Consider the following 18,646-nt stretch of genomic DNA (forward strand, 5'->3'; position numbering starts at 1 on the left):
ATAATTCTTCCCTTTCAGTTTATCATTATGGAAGGGATTTTTTATATTTAAATGTGATATAATTATTTAGAGATTTTTTAATATTGTTAACAGTAGGTGAAGATATGAAGGTAATAGGTAGGTATATAAAAAAAAGAATAAATATGTTTTCTATACTAATAATTTTAATAGGGATATTTTTATTATGTGGATGTAGTAAGTTAGATCAATTAGAGGTAAAAGTTGGATTGAAAAATTCTGATTTTGAGTACATAAAGCAAGGTAAGGTAAAAAAAATAACTATTCAAAGTACCAGAGATCAAGGATTTAAATTTGTAGTTACTGATCAAGATACTATTAAAGATTTATACGAAATTTTGTCTTCAGCTAAGAAAGTGTCTAAAAAATCTTCTCTGAAGCCAGATTACACACTGGAAATAATAGATGCAAATAATAAGAGTCATAAGTTTTCCTATGTAGCAGGGATGGATAAGGATGAAGCAGGAAACCTCTATAATGGAAAGCAAATATATATAGTACAAAAGAGGATAGATAATAATATAATAAATAGTTTCTGGAACATAAGAATGCCTCCAAGTAATTTTACAGAGGTGTATTATGGTTCTATAATAGAAACATTAAATAAATATTTCAAGGATAAGGATAAAAAAATTGGTATAAATTTTAATGAAGATATAGATGCAGCAAGGTTTATATTATCTACAGATTTAGAGGAATTTAAATCTGAACTTACTGATAAATTTAAAAATGCTAATATTGGAAATAATGATAAGGAAAAGTATGATGTGTGGGTTACAGTAAAAACGGAAGGATATAAAACTACACTTTATAAAGCTACTATTAAATTTTGGGATGTAAAAAAGAAAAGTGAGAAAGTATACTACATAAAGGATATCTATGAAAATGGGAGATGGAATGTTACCATATCTGAAGATAAACTAGAGGGATTTTAAAATAATTTTAATTCATCTATAATAAATTATATTTTTGAGAATACTAAAATAAGCTTTCTTAACGTTAGAAAGTATGTTTTATAATTTCATGATTATAGATGAAAGGGGTGAAAATCCCAGTATGTATTAATTATATTATATAATTAATATAGGGATGATATTTATGAAAGCATTAGTTGATAAAGCTACCTGTATAAGTTGTGGATTGTGTCCAGAGGTATGTCCAGAGGTATTTGATATGGATGATGATGGAAAAGCAGTAGCTACAGAAAGTGATGTACCAAAAACCTCTGAGAATTCTGCTAAAGAAGCAGCAGAAGGTTGTCCTGTTTCTGCTATTACAGTAGAATAGCATTGCGATAAAATTTAATGAGAAACTGTGTATAAATTTATCATGAAGTATTTAAATTAATATTTTAAAAGGGTTTATACACAGTTTTTATTGTTTTGATTCTTAAAATATATTCATAGTATGTATGTTATTTAATTTATCATTTAAAATAGGTGAAGAACTAGGATTTATATTTACTCTATCACCTATTTTTGAATTTGAAGGCAGGTAAGTAATGCTTATGTCCTTAGTAGTTCCGTCTTGAAAACTTACAAGAGCATAAGAAATGTTCATATCGATTATCTCTCCAATCATAAAATGTTTCCTCCTCAAAGTTTAATTTACCATTTTATTTAGTGTTAACTATGTATTTAATTACTATGCATATTTTGCTATATGATGCATAAAAAAATATCAAGTACCACTTAGGGATAATAATTAAAAGAAATGGAAGAAATATAACTTGGTGAGTTTGTTAAATTGTGATAAAGCTAAATTGCAAAATTGATATTTTAAATTTTAAATAGTATAATGGATAAGACACATACACAATATATGGTGGTTAGGAGGCACGATGTATGCTACATGTTGTGAAGAGAGATGGTAGAAAAGTAGAATTTAATTCTATAAAAATAACCAATGCTATAAAAAGTGCATCAGAAGAAATAGGCTGTGAATTAAAAGAGAGCGACTTTATAGATTTAACTCAAAAAGTTATAAAGAAAATAGAAAAACTTAATGTAAAAGAAATGGATGTAGAGGAAATACAAAATATAGTTGAAGAAGTTCTTTTAAAAAATGGCCATAGAAAAATAGGGCTGGTATATTCAAATTATAGGAATGAAAGAACTAAAATAAGAGATATAAAGTCAGAGCTTATGAAAGTTATTGACAGAATAGGTGTAGAAACAGATAGGGATAATGCTAATGTGGGAAATAACTTTAGTTCTAAGTTGCTTAGAATAGCTAGTGAATCAAATAAGTGGCATAATTTAGGCACTATGCCTAAATATCTAGCAAAAGCTCATGAAAATGGGGATATATATTATCATGACTTAGATAGTTATAATTTAACTATAAATTGTCTTCATATACCAACTAAAGAAATGCTTTTATTTGGTTTTAATACAGGGTATGGAAATATTAGAACTCCAAAGAGAATAGAGTCTGCAGCGGAACTTTCCTGTATATTATTGCAATCATCTCAAAATGACATGTTTGGAGGACAATCTCACCCTGATTTTGATAATGATATGGCTGTTTTTGTGGAACCTACGAGAAGAGAGATAATACAGTATCTTAGGGAAGTAGGAGTGGAAGAGTATAGGATAAAAGATATTTCAGAAAAGAGATTGAGAAAAAATGTAGAGCAGGCAATGCAGGGGATAATTTACAATCTAAATACTATGCATTCAAGGGCTGGTTCACAAGTGCCCTTTAGTTCAATAAATTTAGGTATACCTAAATCTAAAGATGCTGCTTTAGTATGTGAGGTATTTTTAACTGAATATGAAAAAGGTTTGGGAAAGGGAGAACAACCTATATTTCCTAACATAATATTTAGAGTTAAAAAGGGAGTAAATAAAGAACAAGATGATCCTTATTACTATTTATTTAAAATTGCATGTAGGGTGGCCTCAAAGAGGATGAATCCTACTTTCATGAACTTAGATGCTGATTTTAATAAAATGTATTATGATAGAGATGTAATACCTGCTACCATGGGATGCAGAACTTATGTTTGTTCAAACGTAAATGGAGAACCAGGGACAAAAGGGAGAGGAAATATAGCTCCGGTAACAATCAATTTACCTCGGCTTGGAATTATAGCTAAAAAGAATATAGATAAGTTTTTTGAGTTATTGGATAATAGGCTGAATTTAGCTAAAGAATCTCTAATGCACAGGTATGATATTTTAAAGAGATTAAAGGTTAAAGATTTACCTTTTGTAGTAGGCCAAGGGCTTATGAAAGGCTCCGAGAATTTAAAATTAGATGATTCTATAGAGCCTATATTAAAACAAGGCACTTGGGCTATAGGATTTATTGGGCTTGCAGAGACATTAACCGCATTAAATGGGAAACATCATGGGGAAGATGAAAATTCAAGGGAACTTGGAGTGAAAATAATTTCCCATATAAGAAAGTATACAGATATATTTATAGAACAGACTCATTTGAATTGGAGTTGCTATGCTACACCTGCAGAGGGGTTAAGTGGAAAATTTATATTACAGGATAAGAAAATATTTGGAGAAATACAAGGGGTAACGGATAAAGATTATTATACTAATTCTTATCATATACCTGTAGGGTTTCCAATATCTATAAAAGATAAAATAGATATTGAAGCTCCTTATCATAAAATTTGTAATGGAGGGCATATAAGTTATATAGAAATAGATGATTATCCATCAGAGAAAGTTATTAGAGATATAATTAACTATGCTTATAATAATACAAATATATCTTATTTGGGAATAAATTTCCACATAAGGTATTGTAGGGAATGTGGTGCTTATTTACATGGCGAGAATAAATGCCCTTATTGTGGCAGTAATAATATACAAGGTATATCCAGAGTAACAGGATATTTATCCCTGGATGAAAGATTTGGAACAGGAAAAACTGCAGAGAGGAAAGACAGAATATCACAGGGGAGCAATAAATCAGTTTATCATTAGGATAATGTATTTTAAGTGCTTAAAGACACTAAGAATACTGTTAATAAGGTTCAGATGGAAAAGGTATTCCTTATAAGCAAACTCCATCTGAGCCTAAGAATCACTTGATTTTATATATTTTAATAAAGGAAGTGGAATAACAGTGAATAATAAGGTTAGGTTAGCAGGTATTGCTTATGAAAGTCTTGTAAATGGACCTGGCATGAGGAGAGTATTTTTTGCACAAGGGTGCAGACATAATTGCAAAGGATGTTTTAATCCATCCACTCATTCTTTTAAAGGAGGAGAATTAAAAGATATAAATGTTTTAATTCACGATATAAGGAACAATCCCCTTATACAAGGAGTTACTTTTTCAGGAGGAGATCCTTTTGAACAAGCAGAAGCTTTTGCTTATATGGCTTATAAAATTAAAGAATTAAATTTGAATATATGGTGTTATACAGGGTATACGTTTGAATATATATTAAATAATGTGGATAATAAGTACTGGCAAGAGTTATTAAGGAATATAGATGTATTAGTAGATGGAAAATTTGAAGAAGATAAAAAAGATAAGAGCTTAAAATTTAGAGGCTCGAAAAATCAAAGAATTATTGATGTTAAGAAAAGTTTACAGTATGGTAATATTATAATTGAGAACTTTAAGTTGAAAAATTATAGATAAATATAATATAATATTTCATAGTGAGGTGATATTTTTGAAAGATGATTCGAGTGCAGAAATTTGTTCTTGTAATGAAATTAATAATCAAAATATAGAATATGTAAAAGAAAATATGTTAAGTGAAAAAACCTTCATGAAATTATCAGACCTCTTTAAAATATTAGGCGATTATACAAGGATTAAAATAATATATTCTTTATTTAAAAAAGAATTATGTGTATGTGATATAGCAGAAGTAGTTCAAATGAGTCAATCTGCCATATCCCATCAATTAAGAATTTTAAAAACTGCAAGATTAGTCAAGTTCAGAAGAGAAGGAAAATCAATTTATTACTCCTTAGATGATGAACATATAGATAGATTATTTAATGCAGGATTAGAACATGTAAGGCATAATTGAGATTTCTAAAGATTTAAAAATTTTTAGAAATCTTTTTATTTAAAGCTGATTGTGCCTTGTATTTCATGTAAAATTAAGTATAGTAACTACATTATAATCGGATAGTTTGGTTTCTATCTTTAGGATATTACTTTTAATTCTGTTTCCGTTCTTCATGTATTTAAGAAATTCTTCTAATCCCTCGAGTTCGAAGGTCAAACAGGAAGTTTTATAATGCATGGGAATTACTATATGACTGTTGATAGCTTTTGCTAATTTGGCAGCTTCCTTGCCGTTTATAGTAAAATTACCTCCTATAGGAATTAAAAGTATGTCAATATTGCCTAGTTTCTTTAATTCATTTTCAGTTAATATGTAACCTATATCGCCTAAATGACATATTCTATAGTCATCCATTTCTATAATAAATATTATATTTTCTCCTCTTTTAGCACCTTGTACCTTGTCGTGGTAAGAAGGTATGCCCCAAATATTCATTTCAAATAGCTTATAGAAACCTGCAGTATTTATAAGATTTTTATATTTTATTTTTTCAGTATAACAGTGATCGAAGTGGTTATGACTTGTGGTGATTATGTCTACATCTCCTTGAAAAGTATTATATCCAACGCTTTCATCGAAAGGATCTGTTAAGAGCTTTTTTCCTTTTGAATTTTTAAATAAAAAACAAGAATGAGCTATCCATTGTATTTCCATAAAATTTTTTCCTTCCTTTGTATATGTTTTTAAAATAAGATTATGGCAATTGATATAAAAAATAAATTGTATTAAAGTTAATATTTAAATGAAGTTAACTTTATTTATAAAAATCTATAAACTTAACCTTTTTTATATTATAATAGTATATGTTACATGGAAAATTTTATAGATGCAGACTTTAAAATCTTATTATCTAGAAATCTATGATAAGGAGGTGATTTTTTGAGAGATACAAAAATTTATAGAATTATGCTTTTAAGCTTTATATTTATGTTTGTGGCTTTTATAAAAATCAGTATAGTTCATGCTTCTGCATATAATGGAACAATTATAGGAAAGGACATAGAAATTGATAAATCATGGAAAATAAAGTTTAATATGCAGCTAGATGAGAGTACGGTAAATGATTCAAATATAGTAGTTGCAGATATTGATGGAAACTCTGTACCAATATCTGTACAACTGTCCAGTAATGGCAGCGATCTAGTAGGTACACCTAAAACTCAGTATTCCTACGGTAAAACCTACAATTTAATTGTGAAAAGTGGATTAAAGTCCATAAGTGGTAAAAGTTATGGTGAGTCTAAAATGCAATTTAATGTGAAATCCAATTCCAACTCTAATACTAATTCAAAATATACGGTTACCATTGATGCAGGTCATGGAGGAAATGATAAGGGAAATGTTAGTGATTTAGGTTTAAATGAGAAGGATGTAGATTTATCTGTGGCATTAAAAGTAGGGAATATACTTGAGCAAAGTGGAATAAACGTAGTGTATACCAGAAAAAATGATACTATTTCTTGGGACAGCAGTTCTGATTTGAAATCTCGTTTTGATATAGCAAATAATGCAAAATCAGATTTATTTGTTACAATACATTGTAACACTTATGCGGAAAGTTCAGCAGTAAAGGGAATAGAAAACTATTATTCAACTTATAGTGATGAAGCTAAAAATGTTGCCCAAAATATACAAAGTAAAATGGTAAGTTACACTGGCAGTGTGGATAGAGGAATAAAAGAAGGCAAATCTCAACATGAAATACTGAGGGGAACCGTATCACCGGCAGTTATGGTGGAGTTGGGATTTATGAGTAATTCTGAGGAAAGCAGCTTACTTGGAAGTAGCGATTATCAAAACAAAAGTGCATCTGCTATTGCAAATGGAATTTTGGAGTCTTTAGATTTATTAAATGAAGATAAAGATTTAACGGTAAGCTCCATATCAGATCTAGCCAGTCAGATAACCGAAGGAGATGACTATTCTCTTCCACTTAGTGTACAAGCTACTATGAGCAATGGATCTATTCAAAAATTGGGGATTATATGGGATTCAGAGAAAGTTGACTCTTTTAAAACAGGTACATTTACATATAAAGGTACTGTTGCAGGGTATGGAAAGCAAATAATTCTTACTTTAACCATAGTTGCAAAAGTTCATCAGACACCGCCTTCAAATACGGCTCCTGTAGTAGTCATAGATCCGGGGCATGGAATGGGAAGTGATGTAGGTGCCACTGGTATAAATGAGCTACAAGAAGATGATATCACACTGGCAGTAGGGTTAAAGACAGGTAAAATACTTGAAGAGCACGGAGTAAATGTAGTATATACCAGAACGACAGATATGAGTGCTACTCCAATGAGTATCACAGAGAGTCTTCAAAAGCGTTGTGACATATCAAATAATGCAAATGCTAGATATTTTGTATGTATCCATACTAATGCCTTTGATGCTCCTTCAGCTAATGGTACAGAAACTTTATACTATACAGGGAATGAAGAAGGTAAAAAGTTAGCCACATATATACAAAATAGTATTATAGAAGAGGTTGGAACATATAATAGGGGGTTAAAGGATGGAAGTTGGTTTTATATTACAAGGAATACAATTGCACCTGCAGTATTAACAGAATTAGGTTTTGTAACAAATCTTGATGATGCGGCAAAATTAAGTAGTGATGAATACAGAGCTAAATTTGCACAAGCTATAGCTGATGGTATACTAAAGGCACTGGGATACTAATTGAGTTTTTAAATTTTGTTGTAAATAAATTGACAATAAAATTTTCATATAATATAATAGAGAAAAATTCAATAGTAAACATTTTAAAAACTTTGAACAGGAAAAGTATTTGAGTTTATATCATTTACAGAGAGCGGCCACTGGTGAGAATCCGTAGGGTAACTTAGAGAAAATCACCTGGGAGTTTGAGAATTGAAAAGTATTTAACTATCTGATTAAATTCTTACGTAGTTCTGCGTTATAGAATACCATGTTAGTGTTCTAGAATTACCATAGGTGGTATAGCGAATTTAACTTCGTCCTATTTGGATGAAGTTTTTTTATTTTAAATAATCTAAGAGCTAATTTAAATTTGAATATAACTATATGCATTTTAAATAGCATGTTTAACTCGTGTATAAAACAAAGTAAGTGGTAAAAAATTAACATTAAAGATGAAAGGAGTTCAATTTATGTATAAAAAAATTGATAATAATAAAAGTTTTGTACAAATGGAAAAAGATATTTTAAAATTGTGGCAGGACAGAAAAGTGGTGGAAAAAAGCTTTAATTCTAATAAAGACGGAGAATATTTTACTTTTTATGATGGACCTCCAACTGCTAATGGGAAGCCTCACATAGGACACGTTTTGACAAGAGTTATCAAGGATCTTATACCCAGATATAAAGTTATGAAAGGATATAAGGTTTTAAGAAAGGCAGGTTGGGATACCCATGGGCTTCCTGTGGAACTAGAAGTTGAAAAAAGTCTTGGAATTTCGGGGAAACCTCAAATCGAAAAATATGGAGTAGAGGATTTTATAAAAAAGTGTAAAGACAGTGTTTTTACTTATGTAAGTCAATGGAGAAAAATGTCTGACAGGATAGGGTTCTGGGTTGATATGGATAACCCTTATGTAACTTATCACAACCATTACATAGAATCTGAATGGTGGGCTTTAAAACAAATATGGGATAAGGATCTCCTGTATAAAGGTCACAAAATAGTACCGTACTGTCCTAGATGTGGTACTGCCCTTTCCTCACATGAGGTTTCACAGGGATATAAAGATGTAAAAGAAACATCTGTGTATATTAAATTTAAAATTAAAAATGAAGATAAATATATTCTGGCATGGACTACAACACCGTGGACATTACCTAATAATATGGCTCTAACAATAAATAAAAGCTATGATTATGTAGAGGTAGTTAATAATGGAGAGCACTTGATACTAGCAGAAGGACTTCTCGAAAAGTTAGAAGGGGAATATGAAGTTGTGAGGAAATTTAAAGGTGAAGAAATGCTAGGAATAGAGTATGAACCTATGTTTAATTTCACATCTTTTGAAGGAAAGGCTCACTATGTTGTTCATGGTGATTATGTTACTCTTACAGATGGTACTGGAGTTGTGCATACTGCGCCGGCATTTGGTGAGGATGATAGTATTACATGCATGAAATACGATATACCTATGATAAATTCTGTAACTACGCAAGGAAAATTCAAAGATGAAGTTATTCCTTGGAAAGGACTTTTTGTAAAAGATGCGGATCCCAAAATAATAGCATATTTGAAAGATAAAAATATATTGTATAAAGCAGAAAAATTTACTCACTCTTATCCATTTTGCTGGAGGTGTGATACTCCACTTTTATATTACCCAAGAGACACTTGGTTTATTAGAATGTCAGCCATGAGAGATAAACTTATTAAAAATACTAATGACACAAATTGGTATCCCGATAATATAAGAACAGGAAGATTTGGAAAGTTTGTTGAAGGGGTGATAGACTGGGGACTCAGCAGAGAAAGGTACTGGGGTACTCCGCTGCCTATATGGGAATGTAAGTGTGGGCATAGAGAATGTATAGGAAGTATTGAAGAACTTAAGAAAAAAGGAATTAATGTACCAGATGATATAGAACTTCATAAACCATACATAGATGAAGTTAAATTAAAATGTGATAAATGCCAGGGAGAAATGGAAAGGGTACCAGAAGTAATTGATTGTTGGTTTGATTCAGGATCCATGCCTTTTGCACAACATCATTATCCTTTTGAAAATAAGAAACTTTTTGAAAAAAATTTTCCAGCTCAGTTTATTTCTGAGGCGGTGGATCAGACTAGAGGATGGTTTTATACTCTTATGGCTATATCTACAGTATTGTTTGACAAAAGTTCCTTTGAAAATTGTCTGGTCTTAGGTCACGTATTAGATAAACATGGTCTTAAAATGTCAAAACATAAGGGAAATGTATTGAGTCCTGAAGTAGTACTTGAAAATGAAGGGGCAGATGCTACTAGATGGTATTTTTATACAGAAAGTGCTCCATGGCTTCCATCTAGATTTTATGAAGAAGCAGTTCAAGATAGTCAGAGAAAATTTTTAGGAACACTTTGGAATGTATATTCTTTTTATGTACTTTATGCAAATTTGGATAAATTTAATCCTTTAGAATATTCTGATTTTGCAAGTGAAAATGTAATGGATAAATGGGTTATTTCAAGGTTGAATTCGCTAATAAAAAAGACAGAGGAAAGTTTGGATGGCTATAGAATTACGCAGGCAGCAGAAAATATTGGTGATTTTGTAGATGAACTTTCAAATTGGTATGTAAGGAGAAATAGAACTAGATTTTGGAATGAACAGTTAACAGAAGACAAAATAGGAGCTTATGTAACTTTATATAATGTATTGAATAAATTATGTTTAATTGCAGCACCTTTTATACCATTTATGACAGAGGAAATCTATCAAAATCTTGTTTTGAATTTAAATAAAGATGTACCGGAAAGTATACATTTATGTAAATGGCCAGAGTATAATTTAAGTCTAGTGGACAATGACTTGGAAAAGAATATGGAGGAATGCTATAAAATAGTCAAATTGGGTAGGAGCGCTAGAAATGCAGCAAATATAAAAAATAGACAGCCATTATCTGAGATGCTTGTAAGTGTAAAATCACTTCCTAAGTATTATGGTGAGATAATAAAAAGCGAGTTGAATATTAAAAGTATAGTTTTTAATGCAGATCTATCAAAATATGTTAATTTTACTATAAAACCTAATCTTCCTGTACTAGGGAAAAAATATGGAAGAATGATACCTAAAATAAAACAAAGTATATCTTCCATGGATCAGATGGATTTGGCAGGCAAAATAAATAATAATGAAGTAGTAAAAATAAAAATAGATGAAACTGAAATAGAATTGAATTCAGAAAATCTACTTATTACCATGGAAGGATTGGAAGGTTTTGCTTTTTCTGGAGAGGGAAGTAAAGGAATAGTCTTAGAGACTACAATTACAGAGGAACTTAAAGAGGAGGGAAACCTAAGAGAGATATTAAGTAAAATACAAAACATGAGAAAAGAAAGTGGATTTGAAGTTGCAGATAAAATAAAGTTGTATATTTCAAATAATGAAAATCTTGAAAAGGTAATTAAAAAGTTTGAAGTTGAAATTAAAAAAGAAACTCTTGCAGTAGAAGTTGTTTACAATGAAAATAGAGAATATAGTGATTGTAATATTAATGGAGAAAAACTTAATATTGCAGTAGAAGTATTAAAATAGTGGATTGTCTTGTAATAAAGTAATTTTGTAAGTATAATTATAAAAAAACAAATCGGTAGGTGATAAAATGGCCACATCAATTAAAGACGTTGCTAAGGAGGCAGGAGTTTCTATAGCCACGGTTTCCAGAGTACTCAATGATGTAGATGTTGTAAATGAGGAAACTAAAAAAAAGGTTTTAGCAGCTATTAAAAAACTAGGATATAGACCTAATATAGTAGCAAGAAGTCTCAAAACTCAAAAGACAAGAACTATAGGAATAATAATTCCTGATATATCCAATCAATTTTATCCTGAAATTGTAAGAGGAGCTGAAGATGTAGCAAATATATATGATTATAATATAATGCTGTGTAATACTGATTTGGATGTAGAAAAGGAAATGGAATATTTAAAGGTTTTAAAAGAGAAGATGTCAGATGGAGTATTATATATGAGTAATTCATTGGAAGAAGATATGTTAAATCTTATAAAACAACTTCAGATCCCAATGGTACTAGTAGAAACTACAAATGATAAAGAAGATATTCCTAGTGTAACTATTGATAATGAAAAGGCAGCATATGATGGAGTAACTTATTTAATAAATAAGGGAAATAAAAAAATAGCTTATATAGGTGCTAGTGGAGATATGGCTAATGCAAGTGCAGTAAGATACAAAGGATATAAAAAGGCTCTGGAAGAAAATAATTTACAGATGGATGAAAACAGAACTTATTTTGGCAACTTGAAAGCAAAAGATGGGTATGAGGGCATAAATAAAATACTAGATAAAGTAGATGTGGATGCTATATTTTGCAGTAGTGATGAAATTGCCATGGGAGCCATAAATGCACTAAGGGATAGGGGAATTAAAGTACCTGAAGATGTAGATGTCATGGGGTTTGACAATATATACTCAGCATCTATATTTTATCCTAAATTGACTACTGTAGCTCAACCTATTTATGATATGGGTTCTGTGGGTATGAGAATGCTTATAAAATTAATAAACAATCAAAAAATGGATAATACAAATTATATATTACCTCATCAGTTAATTGAAAGAGACTCCTGTAAAAATAGTACACGGCATGGCACACGGACTGTATAAGTAAACGTAAACTTGTTTAATACTGTTTATAGAAAGTTAATACAAAAATTCCGGGATATGATATATAATAGAATATAAATAAAATACATATTTTTCGTGGGAAAGGAATGTATGATGGTAGAAAGACTAATTGATGCAGTTATTTTTGTCCTGGACAAAACAGGCTATGCAGGTACGTTCATAGCTATGGCTCTGGAGAGTGCCTGTATACCTATTCCGAGTGAAGCTATATTGCCTTTTGGAGGATATTTGAGTTTCACAGGAAGGTTAAATTTGATTCTGGTTATAATTTTTGGAACACTTGGAGGAACAGTAGGGTCTATAGGGGCATATTACATTGGAAAGATAGGTGGAAGACCTCTAGTTGAAAAATATGCTGATAAGCTTAGATTATCTAAATCTCATATTGAAAAGAGTGATTATTATTTTAATAAGTATGGAGAAAAGATAGTATTTTATTCTAGACTATTACCTATAATTAGAACATTTATTTCTCTTCCGGCAGGTATAAGTAAAATGGATGTGAAGAAATTTACTATATATACTTTATTAGGATCTACTATATGGAGTGTACTTTTAGGATATGCCGGTTATAAAATGGGAGAAAACTGGACTATTATACGTGAGTGGTTCCATTTTGCAGATATAGCCTTAGTAGTTTTAATAGTGGCATTTATTTTTTATAAGTTGATATTTAAGAAAATACAAACAGAAAATTCCTAGGAATTAACATTATTCCATTTAAAAATGTTAATATTATTTTGAAAGATCAGTAATTAATTTACTGGTCTTTTCTATATTTAGACATTGTAAAAAATATTGTCGTAGATATCTGAATTTTGTTTAACGAATTTTTTGAAATTTTTTCTATTTCATGGTATAATTTAACATAAAAGTAAATATAATTATTGGTTGCCATTATAGGAGGGGAATTATGAATTATAGGGATAAGGTAAAAAGAATATTTTATTACTTGTTAAATTTAAAGGAACTGAATCAAAAATGCATAAAGAATATTTATGATTATGATAAGTTATATTGGGAAGAAGATTTTTGTCATACAGCTAGCAATGATTCTTGGGTAGAAATAAATAAAGATAATAAGCTGTACAAAGAATTTTTTAGTTTATACCAAGAAAGTGAGAAAAATGGAGAGAATTTTGAGATAGTTTTTGGCAACGGACTAATAGTATGGAAATTAGAAAATGATAAGATCATTTATCCAGTTTTAACAACTAGAATGAAAATAGAGTTTAATAAGGTAAAAGGAAGTTTTATGTTAATTCCTTCTGGCAAAACGGTTCTTGAAACTTTTTTATTTGAAGATTTAAAGCAATGTGATGTAGCTAATATTTTTAAACTTGAGGATAGGGTGAATGACAGTAATTTGGATCCCAGAAATATAATAGAAACTGAGCATATCTTCTTAGAACTATTTTCTAGTATAGATACTAGAGGAGTAGTTAATAAAAATAAGTTTTCAAAGAAAAAAGTCAATCTTGAAGAATTTCCGGTTATTTATAATACTGCTATTATTTTAGCACGGAAAAATAGTATGAAATTATGGGAGATGGAAATTAATAATATAATAAAAGGAATAGATAATGGATATAAAATACCTGAGACTATTAAAGCTTTAGTAGATGAAAAAGATATAAATTATAGTGAAGAAGATGTAAATCAATGGAAGAATATTGGGCAAGATTTGCTTTTCCCGTTGCCTGCAAATTCGGAGCAAAAAGAAATAATAAAACGTATATCCGAAAATTATGGAGTAGTTGTACAAGGTCCTCCCGGTACTGGTAAAAGTCATACTATAATAAATTTAATATGTCATCTTCTTGCTTATGGAAAAAGGGTATTGGTAACGAGTCAGACAAGCAGGGCACTTAGAGTATTAACAGAAAAAATACCTGATGAAATAAAGCCGTTATGTATAAGCATATTAGGTAATGATGCGGCATCTTTAAATGATCTTAATGAATCTGTGAGGAAAATAGCAGATAATTTATCAGAGGATCCTGAAGCAATGTATGATGATATTAAAATACTGGAACGAAAACTAAATTACTGTAGAAAAAATCAGCAAGTTTTGTATGAAAAGCTTAAACAGGTAGAAAAGTTGGAAAATTATAATGTAAATTATAACGGAAAAAATTATAATACTATGTATATGGCAAAGTGGATAAAGGATAATAAGGACAAGTATAGTTGGATAGAGGACAAAGTAGATATTAATGAAAATATACCTATTTCAGAAAAAGAGTTTGAGATATTAATTTACTTATTAGGGGAATTGGATAAAACTGAAAAATGCCGTTTTGACAGCATAAAAAATATAGTAACTAGATTACCTGATGAAGAGGAGTTTTGTGAAAAAATAGAAGAATACAAACAATTAACTATGGAATATGAAAAATGCCTTGAAACAGTGGAAGGATGGCATATACCCTATAATGATAGGTGTGATTATGATAAATTATTAAAATTAATTGAAGAAGGTAGGAATAGAATTTCGTATTTTGAAGAGGGTATGTGGGGAAATATGATGTATAATTATTATACCAGTAATATAACAAGGGAAACACTGAAGGATTTATTATATAAAAGTAATAATTATATATTAATGCTTGGCAGGATTAGAAATCAACTAAGAAATCATAAGGTGGAAATTCCTAAAGATATTAATATGGACAAGTTCATAGAAAAATTTAATGCATTATATAATTCTTTGAACGATGGGGGGAAAATAAGTAAACTTTTTATTATGCTTCATTCGGAATATAATTATATATTAGACAATTGTAAGGTAGATGGTAAGCCTTTAAAAACTATGAGCCAAGCGATGACAGTTAAGCTTTATACGCAGCAGGAACAAATATTTAAAGAATTGAAAGCAATTTGGAATAACACCATAAAAGATTATGGCGGAAAAATAATAAATGCTAACATGAAAGAAACGGATCTTATTTCCATTGAAAAAAATATGGAATATTTAAGTGAAATTGTAAATTGGAATACAAAGCATAAAAGACCTATTATGGATAGTTTCGGAAGAATATCGGTTCCTCCATATATCAATTGGTATAAAAAAGAAACTTATGAATATTTAATTAGATGTGTAAAAGCTATAAAAAATATAAATAAGTATAATCAGGTCAAGGCATATATAGAGGTTTTTAAGAAGACAATAAGTAATTCAGAAAAATTGAAGAATCTTCACAAGGCCATAGAAGATCTGAATGTGGATAAGGTTAAACAGACTTTGGCAAAATTGAAAGAAATGAGTATTATAAAGAATAAATCTGCAAAAATAGATGAATTATTAAATCGAATGAGTAAAGTATGCCCTAATACTGCTGAAAATATAATGAAGAATTGGAATTTAGCAGGAGAGAAATTTAAAAATTGGGAACAAGCATGGAGATGGAATCAATGGAACAGTTTTTTAAATGATATGTATAGTTTAAGTCCAGAAGCATTAGAAGAAAGCATAGAAGATGAAAAAAATAAGGAAAAGATAATTATAAAGGATATAGTTTCTAAAAAAACCTGGTATAATGAAATACGCCAAACTACTGAGAACCAGAAAAGAAGTTTATTTTCATGGCTTCAAGCGGTAAAGAGAATTGGCAAGGGTAGAGGTAAAATGGTACCTGAATATAGAAAAATAGCCCAAAATGAAATGGAGAAGTGTAAAGAAGTAATTCCAGTATGGATTATGCCTCTAAATAGAATTATTGAAAATATAAAATTATCTAAAAATATGTTTGATGTAATAATATTTGATGAAAGCAGTCAAAGTGACATATTTTCATTATGTGCACTTATGAGAGCCAAAAGAGCGGTAATAGTGGGGGATGATAAACAAATAAGTCCTGAAATTATTGGAGTTGATCAAAGTAACATATATAATTTGATAGACAAATATCTAAAAGATATACCTCAAAAAGAATGGTTTGATCTTCAAACGAGTCTTTATGATACAGCCATCAGAGTATTTCCAAGTAGATTGATGTTAAAAGAGCATTTTAGATGTATTCCTGAAATAATAAATTTTAGTAATAATCTAAGTTACTCTGGAGAGATAATACCTTTAAGGTATCCTAGGAGTTATGAAAAATTTTATCCTCCGATAAACACCATTAGAGTAAAGGATGGAACAAGGGATCCTGTAAAACCTATCAATATAAAAGAAGCAAAGTGTTTAGTGGATAAAGTTGTATCCTGTTGCAATGATAGCAAATATTCGAATATGACTATGGGAGTTATATCTTTACTTGGAGAAGCTCAGGGACAATTGATAGAAGGTATGCTAAGGGAAAAGATAGGTGTGGAAGAAATGATAAAAAGGAAGATCATATGTGGAGATGCTTATTCTTTCCAGGGGGATGAGAGAGATATAATGTTTTTGTCTATGGTAATATCTAATGAGGTTAAGTTTGCTCCTCTCATGAGAGAAAATGATATTAGGAGGTTTAATGTAGCAGCTAGTAGAGCCAGAAATCAAATGTGGTTGTTTTATTCTATAGAATTAGAAGATTTAAATGTGGAATGTGCACGTTATTGTCTTTTAAATTATTGTTTAAATTATGATAAATATTATGTGAATAATAAGAATGTGGATTGCATATTCCAGTCTAGGTTCCAAAAGGATATATATAATATTATAAAGAATAAAGGGTATAATGTAATTCCAGAGGTGAAAATAGGTAAATATAAAATAGATTTTATAGTAGAAGGATTCAGAAATAGAGTAGCTATTATATGTGATGGAGATATGTATTCAGAGAAGTATAATTGGAAAGAAAGTGTAGAAAGACAGTTAGATTTAGAGAGAGTGGGATGGATATTTTATAGAATAAGAGGAAGTGAATTTTATTATGACCCAGAAAGGGTAATGAGTAAGTTATGGGAAAAATTAAGTGATGCAGGAATAGAACAATATAAGATGGAAGAGGTTGATGCTAAAAATCTTAGAGTGGTTTAGATTTTTACGAGGTTCAGATGGAGAAAGGAATTTCTTGTAGGGAATTCCTTTCTCCATCTGAACCTTTGAACACTATATTAAATTTCACATTTATAACTACCTATACATATTATAAAGCATAGCAAGCATTTTTGGAGTGAAGTTATTGTTATATGCACTAATTCTTGCAGGTGGTAAAGGAACAAGATTGTTTCCATTATCAAGGGCTAAAAATCCTAAACAGTTTTTAAAGATTATAAATAATAAGAGCTTTTTAAGAAATACGGTAGATAGGATTAAGCCTTTGGTTAATGAGAGAAATATATATATAATTACTAATAAAGAATATATAGATAAAGTTCAAGAAGAACTTCCAGATATAAACGAAAGAAATATATTTGCAGAACCAGAAAACAAGGAAACCGCTACGTGTATAGGATTTTCTGCAGTAAAATTATTGAAAAAAGATCCTACTGCTACTATGATAATTTTGCCGTCGGATCATTATATAGAAAATGAAAAATTATTTATAGATACTATTTTTCAAGCAGTGGAAATAGCAGAAAGAAGAAAGGGTCTTGTAACTATGGGAATTAAACCTTCAAGACCTGAGACAGGATATGGTTATATAAATATGGGAGAAAGGATAAATGCTAGGATTGCTACCTTCAAAGTGGAAAGATTTTTAGAAAAACCTAACTTAGAAGTTGCAAAGGACTTGATATTTAAAGGCACTTATTTGTGGAATAGTGGTATATTTGTATGGAGGGCAGATGTGTTTTTAAGAGAAATGCAGAAATACCTTCCTAAAATGTATAGAAGTATGCTTTCCATATATAAAGGTCTGGACACAGAAGAAGAAGAAAGGATTATAAAAGAACAATATAGTTCTATAGATGGAATATCTGTGGATTTTGGAGTGATGCAGAAAACTAGAAAGGCTTATGTAATTAAATGTGAGTTCTTATGGGATGATATAGGAACTTTTAATGCTTTAGGAAGATTTTTGAAAGATTTTAATGGCAATAATGTAAAGGGTAATGCAGTATTGGAAGCTAGTGAGAGTTGTACTGTATATGGTGAGGATAAGCTTATCATAGTATTCGGAGTAAAAGATTTAATAGTAGTAGATTGTCAGGATGTGCTTTTGATAATGGATAAAAATAAGGATCAAGAAATAAAATATCTGGTGGATATTTTAAAAAAGAAAAATAATTTGAAAAAATATTTATAGTGAAGTTGAAAATATATATTCCACAGTTTAA

The 18,646-nt window shown here is 29.9% G+C and carries 13 protein-coding genes and 1 other annotated feature; of the genes, 11 read left to right on the forward strand and 2 right to left on the reverse strand.

The annotated features are described in order from the left end of the window. Nucleotides 1-104: 104 nt before the first annotated feature. Together V7Q02_RS03650 and V7Q02_RS03655 are read left to right on the forward strand one after the other, a co-directional pair. A complete protein-coding gene (locus tag V7Q02_RS03650) occupies nucleotides 105-953 on the forward strand; it encodes a hypothetical protein (RefSeq protein ID WP_333859617.1) in 849 nt (282 codons plus the stop codon). A 163-nt stretch (nucleotides 954-1,116) separates the two neighbouring features. Beyond that, nucleotides 1,117-1,305, forward strand: a complete 189-nt coding sequence (locus V7Q02_RS03655) for a ferredoxin (RefSeq protein ID WP_333859618.1) — start codon at nucleotides 1,117-1,119, stop codon at nucleotides 1,303-1,305. A 102-nt stretch (nucleotides 1,306-1,407) separates the two neighbouring features. On the opposite strand, the gene V7Q02_RS03660 is transcribed toward V7Q02_RS03655, so the two are convergent. Further along, the gene (locus tag V7Q02_RS03660; protein ID WP_333859619.1) at nucleotides 1,408-1,599 is read right to left on the reverse strand and encodes a hypothetical protein; all 192 of its coding nucleotides are present in this window, start codon (nucleotides 1,597-1,599) and stop codon (nucleotides 1,408-1,410) included. 263 nt (nucleotides 1,600-1,862) lie between these two features. Between V7Q02_RS03660 and V7Q02_RS03665 the strand changes: the two genes are divergently transcribed. The 3 genes from V7Q02_RS03665 to V7Q02_RS03675 all read left to right on the forward strand — a co-directional run bounded on the left by V7Q02_RS03665 (nucleotide 1,863) and on the right by V7Q02_RS03675 (nucleotide 5,035). Beyond that, nucleotides 1,863-3,968 (forward strand): anaerobic ribonucleoside triphosphate reductase, encoded by a 2,106-nt coding sequence (locus V7Q02_RS03665; protein ID WP_333859620.1) that lies wholly within the window; start codon nucleotides 1,863-1,865, stop codon nucleotides 3,966-3,968. A 142-nt stretch (nucleotides 3,969-4,110) separates the two neighbouring features. Further along, a complete protein-coding gene (gene nrdG, locus V7Q02_RS03670; protein ID WP_333859621.1) occupies nucleotides 4,111-4,635 on the forward strand; it encodes an anaerobic ribonucleoside-triphosphate reductase activating protein in 525 nt (174 codons plus the stop codon). A 34-nt stretch (nucleotides 4,636-4,669) separates the two neighbouring features. Continuing rightward, nucleotides 4,670-5,035: an ArsR/SmtB family transcription factor gene (locus V7Q02_RS03675; RefSeq protein WP_333859622.1), complete on the forward strand. Its 366-nt coding sequence runs from the start codon at nucleotides 4,670-4,672 to the stop codon at nucleotides 5,033-5,035. A 63-nt stretch (nucleotides 5,036-5,098) separates the two neighbouring features. On the opposite strand, the gene V7Q02_RS03680 is transcribed toward V7Q02_RS03675, so the two are convergent. Further along, nucleotides 5,099-5,731 carry an MBL fold metallo-hydrolase gene (locus tag V7Q02_RS03680; RefSeq protein ID WP_333859623.1) on the reverse strand — a complete coding sequence of 211 codons (633 nt, stop codon included), beginning with the start codon at nucleotides 5,729-5,731 and terminating at the stop codon, nucleotides 5,099-5,101. Between the two features lie 225 nt (nucleotides 5,732-5,956). Between V7Q02_RS03680 and V7Q02_RS03685 the strand changes: the two genes are divergently transcribed. The 6 genes from V7Q02_RS03685 (at nucleotide 5,957) to V7Q02_RS03710 (ending at nucleotide 18,615) form a co-directional block, all read left to right on the forward strand. Continuing rightward, nucleotides 5,957-7,762, forward strand: coding sequence for an N-acetylmuramoyl-L-alanine amidase (locus V7Q02_RS03685; protein WP_333859624.1), 1,806 nt, complete (start codon nucleotides 5,957-5,959; stop codon nucleotides 7,760-7,762). Between the two features lie 83 nt (nucleotides 7,763-7,845). Beyond that, nucleotides 7,846-8,069, forward strand: a binding site (T-box leader). A 145-nt stretch (nucleotides 8,070-8,214) separates the two neighbouring features. Then, a complete protein-coding gene (ileS, locus tag V7Q02_RS03690) occupies nucleotides 8,215-11,319 on the forward strand; it encodes an isoleucine--tRNA ligase (RefSeq protein WP_333859625.1) in 3,105 nt (1,034 codons plus the stop codon). Nucleotides 11,320-11,386: 67 nt separating this feature from the next. Continuing rightward, nucleotides 11,387-12,412 carry a LacI family DNA-binding transcriptional regulator gene (locus V7Q02_RS03695; RefSeq protein WP_333859627.1) on the forward strand — a complete coding sequence of 342 codons (1,026 nt, stop codon included), beginning with the start codon at nucleotides 11,387-11,389 and terminating at the stop codon, nucleotides 12,410-12,412. 114 nt (nucleotides 12,413-12,526) lie between these two features. Further along, nucleotides 12,527-13,135, forward strand: coding sequence for a DedA family protein (locus V7Q02_RS03700; protein WP_333859704.1), 609 nt, complete (start codon nucleotides 12,527-12,529; stop codon nucleotides 13,133-13,135). A gap of 211 nt (nucleotides 13,136-13,346) precedes the next feature. Further along, nucleotides 13,347-17,402: an AAA domain-containing protein gene (locus V7Q02_RS03705; protein WP_333859628.1), complete on the forward strand. Its 4,056-nt coding sequence runs from the start codon at nucleotides 13,347-13,349 to the stop codon at nucleotides 17,400-17,402. A 145-nt stretch (nucleotides 17,403-17,547) separates the two neighbouring features. Further along, nucleotides 17,548-18,615, forward strand: a complete 1,068-nt coding sequence (locus V7Q02_RS03710; RefSeq protein ID WP_333859629.1) for a mannose-1-phosphate guanylyltransferase — start codon at nucleotides 17,548-17,550, stop codon at nucleotides 18,613-18,615. Nucleotides 18,616-18,646 lie beyond the last annotated feature (31 nt).

The sequence above is a fragment of the Clostridium sp. genome (assembly GCF_036781005.1).
In the GTDB taxonomy this organism is placed as follows: domain Bacteria; phylum Bacillota; class Clostridia; order Clostridiales; family Clostridiaceae; genus Clostridium_B.

Bases quoted from the DNA above. Each gene is read 5' to 3' on its own strand.
- V7Q02_RS03650 (WP_333859617.1), top strand. From the start codon at position 105: ATGAAGGTAATAGGTAGGTATATAAAAAAAAGAATAAATATGTTTTCT.
- V7Q02_RS03680 (WP_333859623.1), bottom strand. From the start codon at position 5,731: ATGGAAATACAATGGATAGCTCATTCTTGTTTTTTATTTAAAAATTCA.
- V7Q02_RS03660 (WP_333859619.1), bottom strand. From the start codon at position 1,599: ATGATTGGAGAGATAATCGATATGAACATTTCTTATGCTCTTGTAAGT.
- V7Q02_RS03700 (WP_333859704.1), top strand. From the start codon at position 12,527: ATGGTAGAAAGACTAATTGATGCAGTTATTTTTGTCCTGGACAAAACA.
- V7Q02_RS03695 (WP_333859627.1), top strand. From the start codon at position 11,387: ATGGCCACATCAATTAAAGACGTTGCTAAGGAGGCAGGAGTTTCTATA.
- V7Q02_RS03665 (WP_333859620.1), top strand. From the start codon at position 1,863: ATGCTACATGTTGTGAAGAGAGATGGTAGAAAAGTAGAATTTAATTCT.
- ileS (WP_333859625.1), top strand. From the start codon at position 8,215: ATGTATAAAAAAATTGATAATAATAAAAGTTTTGTACAAATGGAAAAA.
- V7Q02_RS03655 (WP_333859618.1), top strand. From the start codon at position 1,117: ATGAAAGCATTAGTTGATAAAGCTACCTGTATAAGTTGTGGATTGTGT.
- V7Q02_RS03705 (WP_333859628.1), top strand. From the start codon at position 13,347: ATGAATTATAGGGATAAGGTAAAAAGAATATTTTATTACTTGTTAAAT.